General features: G+C 34.1%; 14 protein-coding genes and 1 tRNA gene. All 15 read right to left on the bottom strand.

What is annotated here, in order from left to right:
• Positions 1–13: 13 nt before the first annotated feature.
• The gene (gene recA / locus HND39_13370) at positions 14–1078 is read right to left on the bottom strand and encodes a recombinase RecA (protein ID QKJ97195.1); all 1065 of its coding nucleotides are present in this window, start codon (positions 1076–1078) and stop codon (positions 14–16) included.
• Positions 1079–1089: 11 nt separating this feature from the next.
• Positions 1090–1638, bottom strand: coding sequence for an RNA 2',3'-cyclic phosphodiesterase (thpR, locus tag HND39_13365; GenBank protein ID QKJ97194.1), 549 nt, complete (start codon positions 1636–1638; stop codon positions 1090–1092).
• Positions 1631–2887 (bottom strand): competence/damage-inducible protein A, encoded by a 1257-nt coding sequence (locus HND39_13360; GenBank protein QKJ97193.1) that lies wholly within the window; start codon positions 2885–2887, stop codon positions 1631–1633. Before HND39_13360 ends, thpR begins: the two co-directional genes overlap by 8 nt.
• Positions 2888–2904: 17 nt before the next feature.
• Positions 2905–3363 (bottom strand): phosphatidylglycerophosphatase A, encoded by a 459-nt coding sequence (locus HND39_13355; protein ID QKJ97192.1) that lies wholly within the window; start codon positions 3361–3363, stop codon positions 2905–2907.
• On the bottom strand, positions 3353–3949 hold the full coding sequence (pgsA, locus tag HND39_13350) for a CDP-diacylglycerol--glycerol-3-phosphate 3-phosphatidyltransferase (GenBank protein ID QKJ97191.1): 597 nt from the start codon (positions 3947–3949) through the stop codon (positions 3353–3355). Before pgsA ends, HND39_13355 begins: the two co-directional genes overlap by 11 nt.
• Positions 3950–4039: 90 nt before the next feature.
• Positions 4040–4936, bottom strand: a complete 897-nt coding sequence (locus HND39_13345) for a phosphoribosylaminoimidazolesuccinocarboxamide synthase (protein QKJ97190.1) — start codon at positions 4934–4936, stop codon at positions 4040–4042.
• Between the two features lie 44 nt (positions 4937–4980).
• Positions 4981–5682, bottom strand: a complete 702-nt coding sequence (locus tag HND39_13340; GenBank protein QKJ97189.1) for a hypothetical protein — start codon at positions 5680–5682, stop codon at positions 4981–4983.
• A 155-nt stretch (positions 5683–5837) separates the two neighbouring features.
• The gene (locus HND39_13335; protein ID QKJ97188.1) at positions 5838–6107 is read right to left on the bottom strand and encodes a hypothetical protein; all 270 of its coding nucleotides are present in this window, start codon (positions 6105–6107) and stop codon (positions 5838–5840) included.
• A gap of 7 nt (positions 6108–6114) precedes the next feature.
• Positions 6115–6576, bottom strand: a complete 462-nt coding sequence (locus HND39_13330; GenBank protein QKJ97187.1) for a hypothetical protein — start codon at positions 6574–6576, stop codon at positions 6115–6117.
• Between the two features lie 92 nt (positions 6577–6668).
• A complete protein-coding gene (locus HND39_13325; protein QKJ97186.1) occupies positions 6669–7577 on the bottom strand; it encodes a class I SAM-dependent methyltransferase in 909 nt (302 codons plus the stop codon).
• 80 nt (positions 7578–7657) lie between these two features.
• Positions 7658–7730, bottom strand: a tRNA-Phe gene (locus HND39_13320).
• A 48-nt stretch (positions 7731–7778) separates the two neighbouring features.
• The gene (gene glmS / locus HND39_13315) at positions 7779–9611 is read right to left on the bottom strand and encodes a glutamine--fructose-6-phosphate transaminase (isomerizing) (GenBank protein ID QKJ97185.1); all 1833 of its coding nucleotides are present in this window, start codon (positions 9609–9611) and stop codon (positions 7779–7781) included.
• Positions 9612–9739: 128 nt separating this feature from the next.
• Positions 9740–15460 (bottom strand): T9SS type A sorting domain-containing protein, encoded by a 5721-nt coding sequence (locus tag HND39_13310; protein QKJ97184.1) that lies wholly within the window; start codon positions 15458–15460, stop codon positions 9740–9742.
• A gap of 219 nt (positions 15461–15679) precedes the next feature.
• The gene (locus HND39_13305) at positions 15680–16810 is read right to left on the bottom strand and encodes a glycosyltransferase family 4 protein (protein QKJ97183.1); all 1131 of its coding nucleotides are present in this window, start codon (positions 16808–16810) and stop codon (positions 15680–15682) included.
• A gap of 177 nt (positions 16811–16987) precedes the next feature.
• Positions 16988–18379 carry an exopolysaccharide biosynthesis polyprenyl glycosylphosphotransferase gene (locus tag HND39_13300; protein QKJ97182.1) on the bottom strand — a complete coding sequence of 464 codons (1392 nt, stop codon included), beginning with the start codon at positions 18377–18379 and terminating at the stop codon, positions 16988–16990.
• Between the last annotated feature and the right edge of the window lie 161 nt (positions 18380–18540).

The raw sequence follows: 18540 nt of genomic DNA, 5'->3' as shown, positions 1-18540 counted from the left end.
TCAATAAGCAGCATTATTTAGTTTTCTTATCTTTCGTTTTCTGTGCGTCATCTACTTCTTTTTTCTTTTCATCACCACTGTTCTTAATCATTCCAAGTTTAATGCGTAGTTCTTTTTCAAGACTGTTTCTTAAATCAGCCATTTCAAGTAACTTTTGTCTGAAACCTTCTCGTCCCTGAAATCTTTCTTCGGCATAACTAAACCATGCACCGCTTTTTTTAACTAATCCCTGATCAACTCCAAGATCGATTAAGTCACCGGTTTTACTTATTCCCTCATTGTAAAGAATATCAAATTCAACCTGCTTGAATGGAGGTGCAACTTTGCTTTTTACAATTTTCACTTTCGTTCTGTTACCAATTACATCTTCACCTTCTTTGATTGCATTTATTCTTCTGATATCAATTCTTACCGAAGCATAAAACTTTAAAGCATTTCCACCTGTTGTAGTTTCAGGATTGCCAAACATAACTCCAATTTTACTTCTTAATTGGTTTACAAATATTACTGAAGTTTTAGATTTTGCAATAGCTGCTGTAAGTTTTCTTAAAGCCTGCGACATCAATCTTGCCTGAACAGCCATTGTTGCATCACCCATTTCACCTTCGATTTCAGAGCGAGGAACAAGTGCGGCTACAGAATCTATTACAATTACATCGAGAGCATTACTTCTGACAAGAGTATCAGCAATTTCAAGAGCTTGTTCACCAAAGTCAGGCTGTGAGATTAGAAGATTTGCAGTATCAACACCAAGCTTCTTTGCGTAGTTAACATCGAGTGCATGTTCAGCATCAATAAAAGCAGCAAGCCCGCCCATCTTCTGTGCTTCAGCAATAACGTGCAGACAGAGTGTAGTTTTTCCGCTCGATTCCGGGCCATAGATTTCGGTTATTCTTCCACGTGGAATTCCGCCAATACCGAGTGCATAATCAAGTGAAAGCGCACCGGTTGGAATTGCTTCAATTTCCTGAACTATTCCATCACCCAATTTCATAATTGAGCCTTTACCATAAGTCTTTTCTATTGATGATATCGCATCTTCAATAATTTTCAATTTTTGTTCTTTATCTGCTGCCATAATTTCCTCCGTTATTTAAGTTCGTAAATTTTTAAAATTTTGTATTCTGATCCGCCGGGTTTAAGTACACTTTGCACCAAAGCAATTTCATCCGATATGAATTTTACAGGACTAAATTTATATTCGTTAAAGCTTTTAATGAAATCTGCACTGACTTTTCTTTTGATTCGCATTAATGTCAGGTGTCCTTTGAATTTCCTGGTTTCAGGTTCAATATTAAACTTCTTTAGTGTTACATTCAATTTATCCACTAAAGAAATTATTGAATCATCAGTATCAAGATTACACCAGAGAATTTTAGGCTCATTAAATCTATAGAAAAAACCAAACTTAGAAATGCTGCAATTGAAGGATGCATAATTTTCTACAAATTGAACCTCATCCGTAATTTGCGGAAGAAGTTCTTCTTTTACCTCACCAATGAATTTTAATGTAAGATGAATTTTATCTTTTTCTTCCCATTTATAATCCAATGAATAATTAACAATACGATTGCAATGATCAGAAACAATAGATTTGACTTCATCAGGAATTAGTAACGCAATGAATAGTCTAATCATCCGAAGAAATTCCGAGAAGTTTTCGTCTTACAAAATCAAGTGCAGCCTGAGCTGTTCGTTCTTTATTCAGTAGTCTCTCTTCTCCAAATTGAAATTTTTTTGCCGTACAAACTTTATCATCACAGTATCCAATAAACACAAGACCAACTGGTTTATTAGTAGAAGCACCGGTTGGACCCATGATTCCAGTTGTTGCTAATCCGATATCTGCACCACTGGTTGATTTAATGCCTTCAGCCATCTGCATTGCAACTTCCATACTTACGGCACCGTGTTCAGCAAGTGTGTCTTCGTTTACTTTTAAGATTTCTACTTTTGCAGCGTTGCTGTAACAGATAACTCCACGTTCAAAATATTTACTGCTTCCACTAACATTTGTCAGCATATTACCAACGAGCCCGCCAGTACATGATTCAGCAGTAGCAATTTTGAATTCTCTCTCAATTAAAAGTCTGCCAACAACAGCTTCAAGCTGTTCGTCACCAACTCCATAAATAAACCTGCCTGCTTTACTTCTTATTCGTTGTTCAATTTCCATCATTTTATTTTGCAATTCTTTTTCATCAGTACCTTCAACAGAAATCCGCAGCTTGACCCCGTATTGATTCGGAAGAAAAGCCAATTTACCGCCGTTCAATAATTCATCAAGATTACCGAAACGTTCGTATAAAGTTGATTCAGGAATTCCCGTAGTAAGAATCATTTTCCTTAAAATTATGCTCTGATCCTGACCAATTTTTTCGTGTAGTTTTGGAATTACATAAGATTGCATCATTGATTCCATTTCGTATGGTACACCTGGCATCACAACATATATTTTTCCATCCTGCTCAATCCATTCTCCCGGTGCTGTTCCGTGACTATTTCTAATAGCATCTGCAATGATTGGAATTTTCGCCTGATCAATATTAGCCGGAGATAACTTTCTTTTTCTTTTATCAAAGAGTGCTTTAATATCTTCCAGCACTTCATTGTTGTCAACAAGTTCTGTTTTAAAAAAATCCACAATTGATTTTCTTGTAACATCATCGTGTGTCGGACCCAAACCACCTGTTATTAAAATCAAATCAGCAACCTCAGAAGCTGATTTTATTTCATTCAGAATTGATAAATTATCGTCGCCGATTACTGAGGTTTTAACAACAGGAATGTTGATATCAAACAACTGTGTGCCAATGAACGCTGCATTGGTATTGAGAGTACTTCCGAGAAGTATTTCATCGCCAATCGTAATTATATAAGCTTTCATTTCAATCAGATAAATTGTTAAAATATGACGAGCAAATATACGACAAGATGCATAATCAATAAGGTGTAAATTCCTGACACAACATCATCGATCATAATGCCAAGTCCGCCATTAAGTCGTTCTAAATTTCTTGCAGGAGGTGGTTTAATGATATCAAGGATTCTCCAAAGCAGGAATGAAACTAAAATCACCCAAAATGTTTTTGGAAGTGCGATAAGCGAAATCCAGGTTCCAACAACTTCATCAATTGTGCATTGTGCAGGGTCTTTCCCATATTTTTTTTCAAATTTCGTCCCGATATAAATTCCATATACAGCCATAAGTATTGCTGCAGGAATGATTATATAAAAATTTTCAAATCCGGGAATAAGATAAATCAGAATTGCCGCAGCACTTCCAACCGTGCCGGAAGCTATCGGAAAGTATCCGGTATAGAATCCTGAACCAATAAATTTTTCAAAAAAATTAATTTTCAAATTTCATCAGCTTGAATATGATGTCCCAGTTTTTTTTGATATACAGAACACCTGAGTGAAATGTAATAACAGTTATTACTAACGCTATGTAGAATACTAATTGTTCATTCAACATCGCCTCAATTAATTTTTCATAATGTGAATTAATTTCAGGAGTAAATTGAGCTACATACAGAATCAATAAATAATATAGAAAAATCATCTGAAGCATTGTCTTCCATTTAGCATAATAGCTTGTAGTAAACTGGTAGTTTTTCATATCAGCAAAAACCCTCAGCAAAGTAACAATCACATCTCGTCCGACAATTATTCCAACCATCCACCACGGGATTAAATCAACAAGAGCAAAACCAACAAACGCAATAGAAGTTAAAATTTTATCAGCAAGAGGATCCCAGAATTTTCCCCAGCTTGTAATGTAATTGAATTTTCTGGCAAGCCAGCCGTCATACCAGTCAGTTAACGCAGCAACAATATAAATTGCCACAGATACTTGCTTCATCCAGATTACATCAGAGAGGAAAAAAAACAAAAATACCGGTGAAAGTATTACTCTTAAAACTGTGAGTTGATTTGGGAGTGTCATTTAAATTCTGACTGTGAGAAATCCTGATTGAAAAACTATCAATTATAATATTTGCTTGTAATTCTAATAAAAAAATTATTAGAAATAAAACTAAACTAAACTTTCACCGGTAAGTTTTTTGTATATCTCAAGATACTTATTGCTTGTTTTTGCAATAATATCATCGGGCAATGGCGGCGGTGGTGGCTTCATATTGAAATTTATGGATAGAAGATAATCTCTTATAAATTGTTTATCATAACTTTCCTGACCTCTGCCCTTCTCATATTTATCAAACGGCCAGAATCTTGAGGAATCAGGTGTTAATACTTCGTCAACTAAAATTACCTGACCGTTCACTTTACCAAACTCAAATTTTGTGTCAGCAATGATTATACCTTTTGTGAGAGCATACTCTGATGCTTTTTTATAAATGTTGATTGTTGCGTTTTTAACAGAACTGAAAGTTTCTTCATCGACAATTTGCATTGCCTGTGCTGCTGAAATATTTTCATCGTGTTGACCAATTTCAGCTTTTGTTGAGGGAGTGAAAATAGGCTCAGGAAATTTTTCCGATTCCTGTAAACCCGGAGGAAGTTTTATTCCGGAAATCTCACCGGTCTTTTTATAATCTTTCCAACCAGAACCTGTTATATATCCGCGAACGATACATTCAATCGGAACTACTTTAGCTTTTTTAATCAGCATTGATCTGTTATTCAGCACATCGGAATATTCTTTGCATTCCTCAGGATATTTATTTACATCAGCAGTTATAAAATGATTTGGAATTATATCCTTTGTAATGTTGAACCAGAACTCAGATATTTTTGTAAGAACCATTCCTTTATACGGAATTCCCTGACTCATAATCACATCAAATGCAGATAACCTGTCAGTTGAAACCAATAATAAAAAATCACCTGTTTCATAAATATCTCTGACTTTACCTCTTGCAAATAATTTTAGTTTTGGGAAATTGGTTTGTAGTATTACTTCTGGTTTCATAAAGTTATTCTTTTAATTTGAAATAAATCCTGTAGTATGCTTTATTAAATAATTTCTTTTAGCTCGAACATCATTTCATCATAACCAAGCAAATTCATAATTGTTCCAATAAATCCTTTGGAATCAATGAATGCTTCCAGTTTAACCAAACCGATTTTTGGAGTCCGCCATTCATAGAACTTTGTATGCGTCCCTCTTTTTTTCTTATGAATATCAATCTGAAATTTAACACACTCAAACTTACCAGCTTCTACCACAATTGTTTCATTTCCAATAACCCTTCCTGATACGTTTATTGTATCAGGATTTGCTTCATCTATATATTCGACACCTTCCCAATTCCAGGTGTCATTTTTCTTTAGTGGAAATGGAAACCGAAGATAAGGCTTGTTGTAAGTAACCGAAGAACTTGAGGAAATGAAAAGAAAAACATCTACATTCTGATCAAGTTTCGTTAAATAAATTGTATCATTTGTAACCTGAACTGTTTGATTAAAATAAAAGTCATCATTCCACAAATCCAAAGTAAAGTTTTTACCGTTCTTCTTAACTGTTGAATATGCTTCGCCCATACTTGAATTATATACAAGTTTCAGTGATGTGTTAATCGGAAAGTATTCAGGACCAATTATATTTTTTTCAGTTGATTTAATTTTAGCACTTTGTTTTGCATTTGACATATCATTCGACGCATTTAGCAGTGGAATAATTGCAATCATTACGGCTATTAGTATGACGTTATTCATTTAAATTTATCTTTCATAGAACGGTGGCAATATGAAAAGTTGGGGATTACGGAGCGATTATCTATCAAGCTACACTGCATTTGTTGCGAGCCACAACCCTTGAATAACCTATTAAATCCCAATTTTTTATATTGCGTGTTATGCCCAGTTTTTTTTCATCTGTTCTTCAATGATTTGTTTAATGTCGTTATTAAAAAGTCCGCAATTTCGTTTTGTTCTGATGTCAAATGTTGTCTGTTTGATTTTAATGATTTTTCAAAAGCAAACTTGAATTCATACCAACCGTCTGTCAAACCGTTAACATTTTTCTGTGCGTCCTTAAACTCATCAATTATCATTACTTTTTTGTCTAATTGTAATAGGGCAATCAACTCGTCAAATATTTTCCAAAAGTCTTGCCAACCTGTCAATTTATAATCTTTCATTTGCAAACTATATTTCAGGTATTCCAGTTTTTAGATAATAGTCATCAACTATTTCGTTCAAACAAATTTCAATAATTGCTTCATCTCTGTTGTCTGCCTTCCAAATAGTTTTTGTCTGCAAACCTATTTGCTTCGCTTTATTCATTCCTTGAGGATAGAACGCTCTTTCAAAATCTGCTGAAATTACAACCGTTAATTTTTCAAGTTTGTCAAGGTCGCAATTATGATTTTTAAAATGTTCAGGCAACCAGTCAAGATAATCGTTTAATAACTTTTTACTCTCTTTTGTAATCGCTTCTTCTGGCTGAATTGTCTTATTAATAAAGTCAAACGTTGCTGTCGGTTTCAATTTAAGGTTGTTCAGATGAATGAGAACATTAATAGCCAACTTTCCACTTTTGGAATAGTCAACACTCTGGAATGAATCCGCAAAGTTGTGAATGGCTGATTTATAGTTCTTAAATTTCATTGTCTATTATAGTCTGTTTATGTCGTTCTAAAATTGGGCATAACAATTTACTGACATTATTATTTGAATTCACTGTTGAACAAATTACAAGTTTAATGATCTTTCTTTGTTAGATAAGCTTCAAAGTAAATATCCTTGTTTAGTAATTGACCCGGATATTCAACAGGAAACAGAAAGAACAGACTTATCCAGAAAGATTTGCTTGCAACCGGATATGATAAAAAATCAAACTTACGACCAAAATTTCTCTTCTTTAAAACGACTAATCCAGTTTTGTCAAAAAAATATTTCAGTGAATGATCATTAAATCCGATTACGTGATATGGAATATCAAACGGTTTGATTTTTTCAGATTCGTTCCTCTTACCAGTCAGTTTGAAAATTAATTTTCTGACACTGTTGAAGAGACAATCTTCATTCGGGACACCAACGTAAATTAATCCTCCCGGTCTCAATAGGGATTTAATTTTTGTAAGATAATCAACAGGATTTAAAACATGTTCAACGACTGAATCAACATAAATAAAATCAAAATAATTTTCCTGCAGATTTGAATCCAGTAAGTTGGATTTTATAAATTTTATTCCAGGATTTTTTGCTTCCTGTAAACGATTGTCAACAATATCAATTCCAGTCGGTTCCCAGCCTCTCCTGTTCGCTTCAAGTAATCCCTTTCCTTCACCAGCTCCGACATCCAGATATTTTATTTTTATCCCATTGTTCTTTAACAGTTTTTGTGTTACGTCAAATCTTTCTGAAAGTTCTTTTTTCCTTCTTTTGATTAATAGATTTGATTGATCTGAAAAATACTCTGAATTATAAAGCTCAGCCCATTGTTTATTGTCAAAAGATATTGGAGGAGTTATATAATAAAGCTGACAATTTGAGCATTGAACAACTTTATAATCTTCATTTACAAATTTTGCTGAAATCGAATTTGTTTTGGGTGAACCAATAACACTTCTCTGAGTTGATTTGCACACAGGACAGCAATCATTCATTTATATACTCCGGTGAAAAATAGACAAAGTAAAGAGGTAAAAAATAAAAAAGAGGCTGTCGGTATCAGCCTCAGTTGCTGTGGGCAGAGACGGAATTGAACCGCCGACACATGGATTTTCAGTCCATTGCTCTACCGACTGAGCTATCTGCCCAAAAATTAGCGAGCAAAAATAAGAATAAAGTTAGTTTTCTCAAAAGATTTATTCTACTGTAACACTCTTGGCAAGATTTCTTGGCTGATCAACATCAAGTCCCTTTTTAACAGCAATGTGATATGCCAGAAGCTGTAAAGGAATTGATGTTAATATCGGTGTCAACATTTCGATTGTACGGGGAATCTTAATAGTATAATCAACAAGTTTGTCAATTTCTCCGTCACCATTATCGGCAACAGCAATAATTCTTCCTCCTCTTGCCCGAACTTCCTGAATATTACTTAATATTTTTTCGTAGGTGGAATCTTTTGGCGCAATAAATACAACAGGCATATCTTCATCGATCAATGCAATTGGACCGTGTTTCATTTCGGCTGCTGGATATCCTTCCGCATGAATGTAAGATATTTCTTTCAATTTTAATGCACCTTCGAGTGCAACCGGAAAATTATATCCTCTTCCTAAATATAAAAAATTATGAGCATCTTTAAATTCATCAGCAATTTTTTCTATCTCATCATTTAAAAGCAGAATTTGTTCTATCTGTTTCGGAATTTCGGATAATGCTTTTGTAATTTTTTTACCTTCAGAAGATGGCAATCCTTTTCTCTTACTGATTAAAAGCGTAATCAGTGCCAGGACTACAAGCTGAGCTGTAAATGCTTTTGTGGACGCAACACCAATCTCTGGTCCTGCGTGTATATAAACTCCGCTCATACTTTCACGAGCAATCGTACTTCCAACAACGTTACAAATCCCAAGTGCCAGCGCTCCTTTGCTTTTTGCTTCTCGTAATGCAGCAAGTGTATCAGCAGTTTCACCGCTTTGTGAGATGAATAGGATTGAATCGTCAGCAGATAGTATTGGATTTCTGTATCTGAATTCGGATGCATACTCAACTTCCACCGGAATTCTTGCGTATTGTTCTATCATATATTCACCAACAAGCGCTGCATGCCAGGAAGTCCCGCAAGCTGAGATCATAATTCTCTTAGAGTTTACTAATCGGTCAATCACATCAGTTAAACCCCCTAATTTTGCTTCACCTTCATCAAGTAATAACCTGCCTCGCATAGAATTTTGAGTTGACTCAGGCTGTTCCATAATTTCTTTTAACATAAAGTGAGGATAACCGCCTTTATCTATCTCATCAATACTCATATTGATTTCGTGAATTTCTTTTTCAATTTTTTTATCGGAAATATTTTTGACCAAATATTTATCACGATAAATTTCAGCAAATTCACCATCATCAAGGTATATGACATTTTTTGTATAAGCTAAAATTGCTGATACATCCGAAGCGATAAAGTTTTCACCTTTTCCAATACCTATTACAAGTGGTGATCCTTTTCTGGCGGCAATAATTTTATCTGGCTCTTTTGAATAAATTACAGCAAGACCATAAGTACCACTAACTTCATTCAATGTCATCTGTACTGATTTACTCAGACTGAATCCTTTTTTAAGAAAGCTGTCAATGAGATGTGCTAAAACTTCAGTATCAGTATCACTCTCGAATTTAAATCCTGATACTATCAGACGATTTTTGAGAGTCTGAAAGTTTTCAATAATTCCATTATGTATGACGAAGAGGGTTTTATCCTGATTTGTATGCGGATGAGCATTCTGTTCATTCGGAATTCCGTGAGTTGCCCAGCGTGTATGACCAATTCCTATATTTGAATCAAGAAAAAGTTCACTAACTTTTTCCTCAAGTAAAGAAACTTTGCCTTTATTTTTAATAATGATTGGTTCATTTTGGTGGATAACTCCAATACCGGCTGAGTCATAACCACGATACTCAAGTCTTTTAAGTCCTTGTATTAAAATCGGTACACAATTCTTATCCCCAATGTATCCAACTATTCCACACATGCTATTTTAAGCCTCCAGTAAGAAATTTCTAATTTGAATAATTTTATACCTCAAGTTTAATAACGAAATTAATTAAAATGAAAGTCTGGGTTCATAAGAAAAATCAAGAATATTTAATTGCCGCCAAGTTACCTGACTTTTGCAAGTTTCTGAGTTATAGTTTTAGTTTTATCAGGAAACTTCGCAATTACTTTGTATAGGTAAACACCATTGCCAATTTCATCGCCATCTTCATCTTTGCCATCCCAGGGAATCTTATTAAAGTTCGTTATCAAATCACTCGGAGTAAGTTTAATATCTCTTATCAATCTGCCTGCAATCGTATAAATCTTAAAGTTTAGTTCATCGGGTTTATCTTTTCCTTTGAGTATAAATGTAAAATGAGTCGAACCGGCAAACGGATTTGGATAATTGTAAACATCTGTTATATCGTTTTCATTGTAAACATAGAATATTATTCTATAAGAAGTGGAATCAAAGAAGTTACCTGATGCATCTTTAGCGAGAACTTCTAAGGTTTGTCTGCCATCAGTAAGAGTTGGTTTCCAGGTTATCACAAACGGAGTTCCAACTCCACCGTATTCGTAGCTCATTTCAGGTTGATAAAACCTTAATGGTTTATTATTGTGTACGATAGTAAAGAAAGTTGTATCAAGGGGAAGAGGACTGTTATCTTCTAATCTGATTACAACTTCAGGTGTGGAGGAAACAATATCATTATCAATAATTTCCTGACCATCAAACCTAACATCAAAAATTGGGCGTACAGAATCTCTTACTACATAAAAATCCTTATCAATCAAATTGTTGAAATAAAAATATTCTCTTTTCTTTTGATCAGCGAGAATACTTATTTTATTTTCAAACAAAAGTTTTTTTGTATCGATAGTGTATTGAACTTTTGCTGACGAACTATCGCCCGGAATATTTACAACCGGCGCGTAGAGCAAACTATCCAGACCATTGAGATAAGAACTTAACTTTAACGAATCAGCCGGAAGTTCACCGAAATTCCTTCCAAAATAATCGAAGGTTATCGGATATCCCTGCAGCAAAGAATCCTGTTGAAAATTTATATCTTCTCTTTCAACGTATGCATCAGAAAGCTGCTGGTAATCTAAATGAACACTTCTAAGTTCCATTGGTTCCGTAGTATTAAAAGTCGAATCTGTCATATCAAATTTCAAACGCAGATACGGATATGAATCAGGATTTATTCCTGCAAGTGAGATTGAATCTGGTAAGTTTACCTGAAGAGTATCCCAATTTTTTGTATTCGAATTCTGTCCTAAAAGATAAGTTGAATATACTCCAGTCAAACTGGGATTATAAAAATCATATTTTAGATTATTCCACCACGCAACCGGACCAACAGTTTGAGTTGTAACATTACCATTCGCATCAACATAATATCCGGCAAACTTCCCAAATTTTGGAGTAATTGTAGTATCCTGTGACCTAAATACTGAAGCGTATATATTATCATGCTGCCAATCATTACACCATGCAAAAAATTTTCTAAAATTCTGAGGATGTGGTTCCATAATTAGCCATTCCTCTTCGAAAATTCCATCGGATAATCTGTGCCTGCGCATATAGTTATTGTAAAAATCACAAGTATAAATTCTATCCCCGTGAACGAAAAATCCAGTAAAACCAGGGAAATAACTTATTCCAAATAATTTTAAATCGGGTTTAGCTAATGACCAGTTATTGGCAGGATCAAATGTCCGAATTGTATACTTTGCTGTCAATTGAGAATCTGCGTATGCAAGATTGTAAACATACTGACCATCCGAACTTAGATATTGAGGTCCGTGTTCAATTCTTGAATCATCCCTGATAAGTCCTGGCGGTATATCTACGGTATCAATTATTTCTGTTGAAACATTAATTCTAACTATTTTGTACGGTTCACCAATCGCTACGTATAAATTTCCATCGCTGTGATATACAATATTATGTAGCACAGAATCTCTGAAATTTGAAAATGATCCATAAAACTGACCCTTATTTGTACCGTTATTCCCGGTACCAACACGATAGATCATGGATTTGCCGTCAGTTAGTTGACTTGCATAAAATGCCATATTAGCAAAATACAGGTATGTTCCATCGGTTGTCATTGTAGAAAGCTGAAGCGTATCAGGAATTTGTGGATTAGGTTCAAATTCATCCAAAAGTGTTTTCTCTTTTGGTCTTGCTGGCAGTGGTGAAGTGTTCAGCACTAATGATTTTTTTTCTTCAGAGTAATTAATATTATACTTTGAAAAAGTTTTTAAAATATTACCGTGAGCATAGTATCCGTTTTTAGGTTCGCTTGTTATTGTAAAACTCTTTGCCGGACTCCAATTACCAAAATCCTGTCCTTCAAATATTCTGGCTCGCCAGAAGTAAACACCCGCAGGAATATTTGGTGAAATCCATTTCACATGGGATTTATTGGGTGTTAACTCGCCGGATGAAAACAGAGGATTTGGAAAAGTTCTTGAAGTATCTATTTCAACGAAGTATTTAAGTTGTTTCGGCAAATAATATCCAATATCAGCAAAATTAAATTCAATCTGATTTGAAGTCGAAACTAGTCCATCAATCGGAGTTAAAATACTTGGTTCATCAATGTTAAATATTAGAAAGTAGGCTACTCCAATATTGTCCGAATGATCATCCTCCAAAATAATTTCCGATTCGTTCACCTTGGCAGTTAAAGTATATTGTCCGCCTTTGTCAGGCACCCAAGGAAAATAAACAGAATCTTTAGCACCGAAGCTTGCTCTTTTTGTACTGCCGATTTGATAAGCTGTATCCGGTAGAGAAGCATAAAGTTCAACAACTACCGAATCATTTGGAAATATACTTCCCCAATTCATAACATTCACTTTTACCTGGATGCTATCACCAATTACCGGATTTTCCGGAATTAAAGAAATATCAGTTGATTTTATTTCAAAATCCGGATATCTCGGTAAAGCAATTTTAAGAACAGGATCGCCAAGGTATGTCAATAAGTTTAATTGAGTTCCGTACAGACCACCGGGAGGTACACGATTTTTGGAATTCATAATCGCTTTGCCAGAGATATAGTTTCTTGATGTAAATATTTCTCCGAAGAGCTCACGGTTAATTGCTGTTCCAACACCCCAATATGTTAAACCTGAACTTCCATAAAATCCAATGCTTCCTTTACCAGGTACTTTGTTGAATTGTTCACCAAATACATCCTGATCATCAAAATGTGCAGTGTAGCAAGTGACGCTAAGAATAAACGGTAATCTTCCTTCGTTTTCAAGTAAGTAAATATCATCGTTTGTAAAAACAAGATCCCACTGATACCCACCACCGTGTCCATAATAATTGACGAGTACAGCACCTTTATTAATCTGTTCCCTGATTTCTGGTCCTTCACCCTGATAAGGTTCATGTTCGGGTTTGCTGGGATATCGGAAAACATAAGTCGCATTGAAACCTTGAGGTATTACATAATTATTCCCAAGAAACAAACTCGCATCATTAAAACCAAACTGAATTTCATCTTGAAGACTTAAACCTGAAGCCAGAAGAAGGACATTTTCTTTCCAAGGTTTGGTTGGATCATCAGGATAGTCTGTTAACTTTTGCAGAAGTATTTCTCCTTCGCCCACTGTTTCAATTGATAAACGTCCTATAGCTAAATCTGGTGCTGCATCAATACCTGAAACAGCAACAATTAAATTATCGCTTGCTGCCAGCCCATAAGTTGGTGTAAAATACGGCATCGAAGGAATGAAACTCGGTCGGCTGCTTGCCAATAGCGCCCTGTAATCATGACTCATATCACCAAGCAAAACTATGTACGATGGCGCTGGTGACTGCCAATTTTCAAAAGCATATTTTATGAATTCTTGTAATGCTTTCGGATCTAAGAATCCAAATGAGAACTCATCATAAATCTGCTGAACATTAACAACTTTAATTCTTGGATTCGGAATACTTTCATCCGGAAAATTTGCTGATCTTAATGCTGCAAGCTGATCTGCAATTCCTGAAAACTTATTATGGGTAATAATAATATAATCAGCCGCATTGGCAGGATTTCTTAAATCGGATGATGCATCAGCTATGATTGAGTCAACGTTTGAGTAGTAATCACTCGCTGCAAGAAAATATTCTGTTGACGCCCTCATTGTATCTACAAATTGCTGATAACTTGCAGGATCAGGTAAGTACATCATTTTATTTTTTGAAGGAATATAAATGCGCATATCACTATCCGAGGGCCAATTGAATATTCCGTAAGCATTAATTCCGTATGCATCATGATTGATAAAATTATAGTACTTACTAAAAGCTGAATTGCCTCTCCAATATTCAAACTCCAACCAATTAATTCTTATTTCATCATCAACTATTGTACATTGATCGCCTCTTACTTCAACATTTAGTTCATTGCCCGGATAAATCGGAATGCTATCAGGTGAAGCATAAAATTTTTTATCGAAAATAACATCCGATTGTCCATCCCAGGAAATACTACCAATTTCCTTATTATTGATTATGATATAAGCTGTATGATCATTTTGACAAAATGAAGTTAAGCTCATTCCTTGCATCGCAACCCTGACTCTGATATATGCAGAATCTGTGTTCCATTGCGGAAAAGATTCAAAATAATGGACAAACCTGTATGATACTTGCTGATTTCTTGATGTAGCTTTATCCCAAAACCAGAAATCTCTTTTATCATCCAGAGCATGACCTAAATTTTCATATATTGAATCTTTTTCAGCATGCAAAGTAGTTAAATTGTTAAAGTATTGACGAGTAAAGTCTGACCAGGCAGGTGTATGATTATAATTTAATCCAGTTGAATCACTTTGATATGAAAACCAGTAAGTATTGGAAAGATTATAAATATTCATTTTACAATACTCAGTAGGTGTAACAGGAAAACCAACGAACTGCATATAGTCACCTGCATTAAAAAGTTGATCTGAATTGTTATCGAATACTTCAATTGGAACTGATACGCCATCATTAAATAGCTCGAGTTTATCAACAGAAGTATTAGAACCTAACTGAACGCCCGACGCTACAAGTTCTTCATAAGTGACTCTGTAAACATCCTTTTTTTTGAGATAAATTTTAAAATAATTTTTATTCGGATTATACCAGTACCCATCTCCCGCCAGCGGAGAATCACTTGAAATAAATTTGCTGCCAAAAGTTTTCGCTTCGTGATAATTAATTGTAGATGACATCAAGAATTCATCTGTCATCACATCATTCAGAGAGACAAAATTTCCCTTGTTCTGAGGGTTGAAATCAATGCGAACCAGAATTTGTGAATTGTAAATTAAATCTCTTGTAACAGGATTGAACTGATAAGGTGAAATTGAGAGAGGTAAAACATTTGCAAAACGAACAACATAAGTTTCTTCAAGCAATGCTGCTGATACCGGGAACAACTCATTTTTCGAATATACCTCTACATTGATTTTATCAAAATCCTGTTTGACGAAGGCAGGATCTTCTTCGGGATAAGGAATGATGAATTTATTTTTTTGTGTTGATTGTTTTGTCTGAAGAATTTTTATTGATGGGTTACTTTCAAATGGAATTCCAATGAGAACATTATAAGCGGGGACCCAGGGATCACCTGGTTTTCTTATTGAATGATCAACTCCTTTTATTTTTTGAAATATTCTTCCTTCAACAACCGTATCAATAACAGAATATGAACTGCCAAAATTAAATTCAACTATGATATAGTCGTTAGCAGACTCAATCACTTTATGCGCTTGTGCATTGGTATTATTACCTATCAAAAGTAAGAGCAAACTAACAAAGAACATGGGGAGTAATTGTTTCATTGGTTCCTCTAAGGTTGAAAATTCAAATGAAACATAGTTCTTTGATTATATCAAGGCAAGTGCAAAAAAAAGACATAATATGTCTGCATTCTAAAATTAATCTTGAAGATGGACATAGCTTAACTCAGAAAACAATTTGTCAGTTGATGATCATTTTGGGTACGTATGAATTGGAGCAGGATTGGTAAAACTGAAATAACCAATAGAAATATTAAGTTTTCATTTCTGTAATTGCTCATAGATTGCAATTAGTTTATTAGCCCAATCATCAATTGATATTTGTAATTGAAAAGTTTCCGACGAAGCTTGACGTAATTTAGAATTTAGTGATTCATCATCAAGAAGAATTTGAAAAGCTGAGGCAAGATCCTTTGCGTCCTGATGCTTTACTAATAAGCCATTTTCTTGATGTGTAATAACTTCCATAATACTTGAAACGGCTGTAGCTATAATTGGTAGTCCATGACTCATAGCCTCCAACAAAACCAGCGGATGTCCTTCAAAGTGAGTTGATAAAACAAATATATCGAAATTGTTATAAACTTCGGCCGGATTTTGTACTATTCCTAAAAAGCGTATACTCGATGAAATACCTAATTCGTTTGCTAAATTTTCCACGCTATTTCTATTTGGTCCATCACCAATGATCCATAATTCGCTCTTCACTCCTGACTTATCTAAAATGCTAAATGCATTTAATAATGTTTCATAATCTTTCTGAGGTCTGAAATTTGCAACTGTTCCAATAACAGGCACTTTCTTTAAACCTAATTTTGATCGATTGCTTTGGAGATTATTTTTAGTAATCCCATTCGGTAAAAAAATAATTTTTTCTGGATCAGTCCATTTATTTTTTGTTAAAAGCTCTGTTATTTCTCTGCTAATAGAAATATGATAATTAATAATTCTACTATCTGTAAAACTAGCCACAATGCGCAATGAAATTCGTTTTAGTTTGTTTTGAAATTTTCTTTGAGGAGTCAGAAATTCATTCAGCACTTTTGGAATGTTGTGCCAATGAAATATTACAGGAATGGTACATTTTTTAAACGAACAGGCTAATGAGAAAGCTAAGGCAAATTTGAAATGCAGATGTAATATATCTATTGAATGAGTTTTACAAATGTTATGAATAATTTTTGAAAATTTAAACACTGACGCACTTTTAATTTCTGGAATAATAATAATCTCCGAATGCAATGATAATTCATTTTGCCATTCACGTCTTTCAGGAAAACCTATGAATAATTTATGTCCATTTAACTTAGATTCTTTTCCAAGTGCCAGAAGAAGTTTCGCGATACCACCGCCAAATTCAGGAGAATAGTTAAGTATGTTTAATATGTTCATACAATAAATTTAATTGGAGATCAGAAAATTGCAATTATAAGAATATTCATATAATAACTTTTTATAAGATTTAATAATTATTAGACGAAGCATTACAAATTCATTATTATAAAAAATAAAGAAGTAATCTATTGAATTGTTATTGTGGAATTCATTTTAAAGAATAACATCACACTGCTAAAATCCCTTTGTATCTCCACGAATCATGTGCCAAATTGTAATGAGGATTATTTGAATATCAAATTTCAGCGACCAGTTCTCGATATACCATAAGTCAAATTTCATTTTTTCTAAAATATGTTGTTTATTTTCTTCCTCACCTGCTACTTCACCTCGTAAACCATTTATTTGCGACCAGCCGGTAAGACCTGGCCGAACATTGTATCTCATCTTCACATCTTTATAGATTTTTTGATAAACTTCGTCAACACCTTTTGTCAATGGTCGTGGTCCTACTACAGACATATCACCTTTCAGCACATTAATAAATTGTGGTAGTTCATCAAGATTGGTTTTTCTCAGCATCTTTCCTATTCTCGTAACTCTTGGATCTTTTTTGACAATTGGTTCAAACTCAACTGAGCTTTTCTTCTGGTAAGTTAATGTCCTGAACTTCATACATTTAAATGGTTTACGTTTCATTCCGAATCTTTCCTGAATAAAAAGTGCTGGACCGGATGAATCTAATCGGATTAGCAATGACATTATTGGCAGGAACCATGAAAGCACGAAGCACGTAACAAGAAATGAAAAAATCATATCAAAAAATCTTTTTATAAACCTTTGTATAAATTCGTTCAGGGGTTCATCCCGAATAGTAATCACTGGCAGATTACTGACTGAACTAATTTGAAACCTTCCTGATAAGAATTTAAAGAAGTCAGGAATAACATGGATTTTCACAGCATTCTTATTGCATATACTTACCATCTCGTCAAGATCAATACCTGAACCAGTATGAAGAGCGATGACCACATCTTCCACATTTTTTTCCTTAATAATTTTATCAAGCTCAGAGAAATCTCCCAACACATCAGCACCAGCAGCATCATTAATAAATCCAACAAATCGATGACCATATTCGGGGTTTTTAGTAATAACGTCTTTAAATCTTTGTCCGATTTTGTTCGCACCAATAATCAACAAATTTCTTATTGATTTACCTTTACTTCTGAGTGTACGCAATGCACTTTTGAAAATAATGCTCCTGATGGTGATGGCAATAAAAACAATAAGTCCGTTTATTACTATGAAATTTCTTGTATAAAGTTCTTGTTTAATGACGAAAAGAAAAAGCACGTTAAATATTGAAATGACTATTGATAACTTAAAAATATTATATATCTGGATTGGGAATGGTCTGATTAAGAATTCTTCATAAAACTCACTTGAGTTTGTATAAAAGAACCAGACAAAATTCAGAATTACTAAAAGTAAATAGGGCTGTTTCTGTTCAAAATTTAGTTCTGATGTATGCGAAATTTGTAAGGCTAACAGAAATGAAAGATTTATAAGAATAAAATCTGTAATAACGCTGGCTACATAAATAGATTTTTTATTTACAATCATCTGCGAAATGGGTTTTAAATACTGAAACCAGTTATCGACTTAAGAACAATTGAATATAATTGATTTACACGAATGATGTTAAAAACTACTTTCAAAACCTAGATAAATTGCTAATTGTTTTAAGTAAAAAAATATTTCCATCACAACTTAACCAAATAATT

This window comes from Ignavibacteriota bacterium (genome assembly GCA_013285405.1).
In the GTDB taxonomy this organism is placed as follows: domain Bacteria; phylum Bacteroidota; class Ignavibacteria; order Ignavibacteriales; family Ignavibacteriaceae; genus IGN2.
This window is presented reverse-complemented; position numbering and strand designations above follow the sequence as displayed.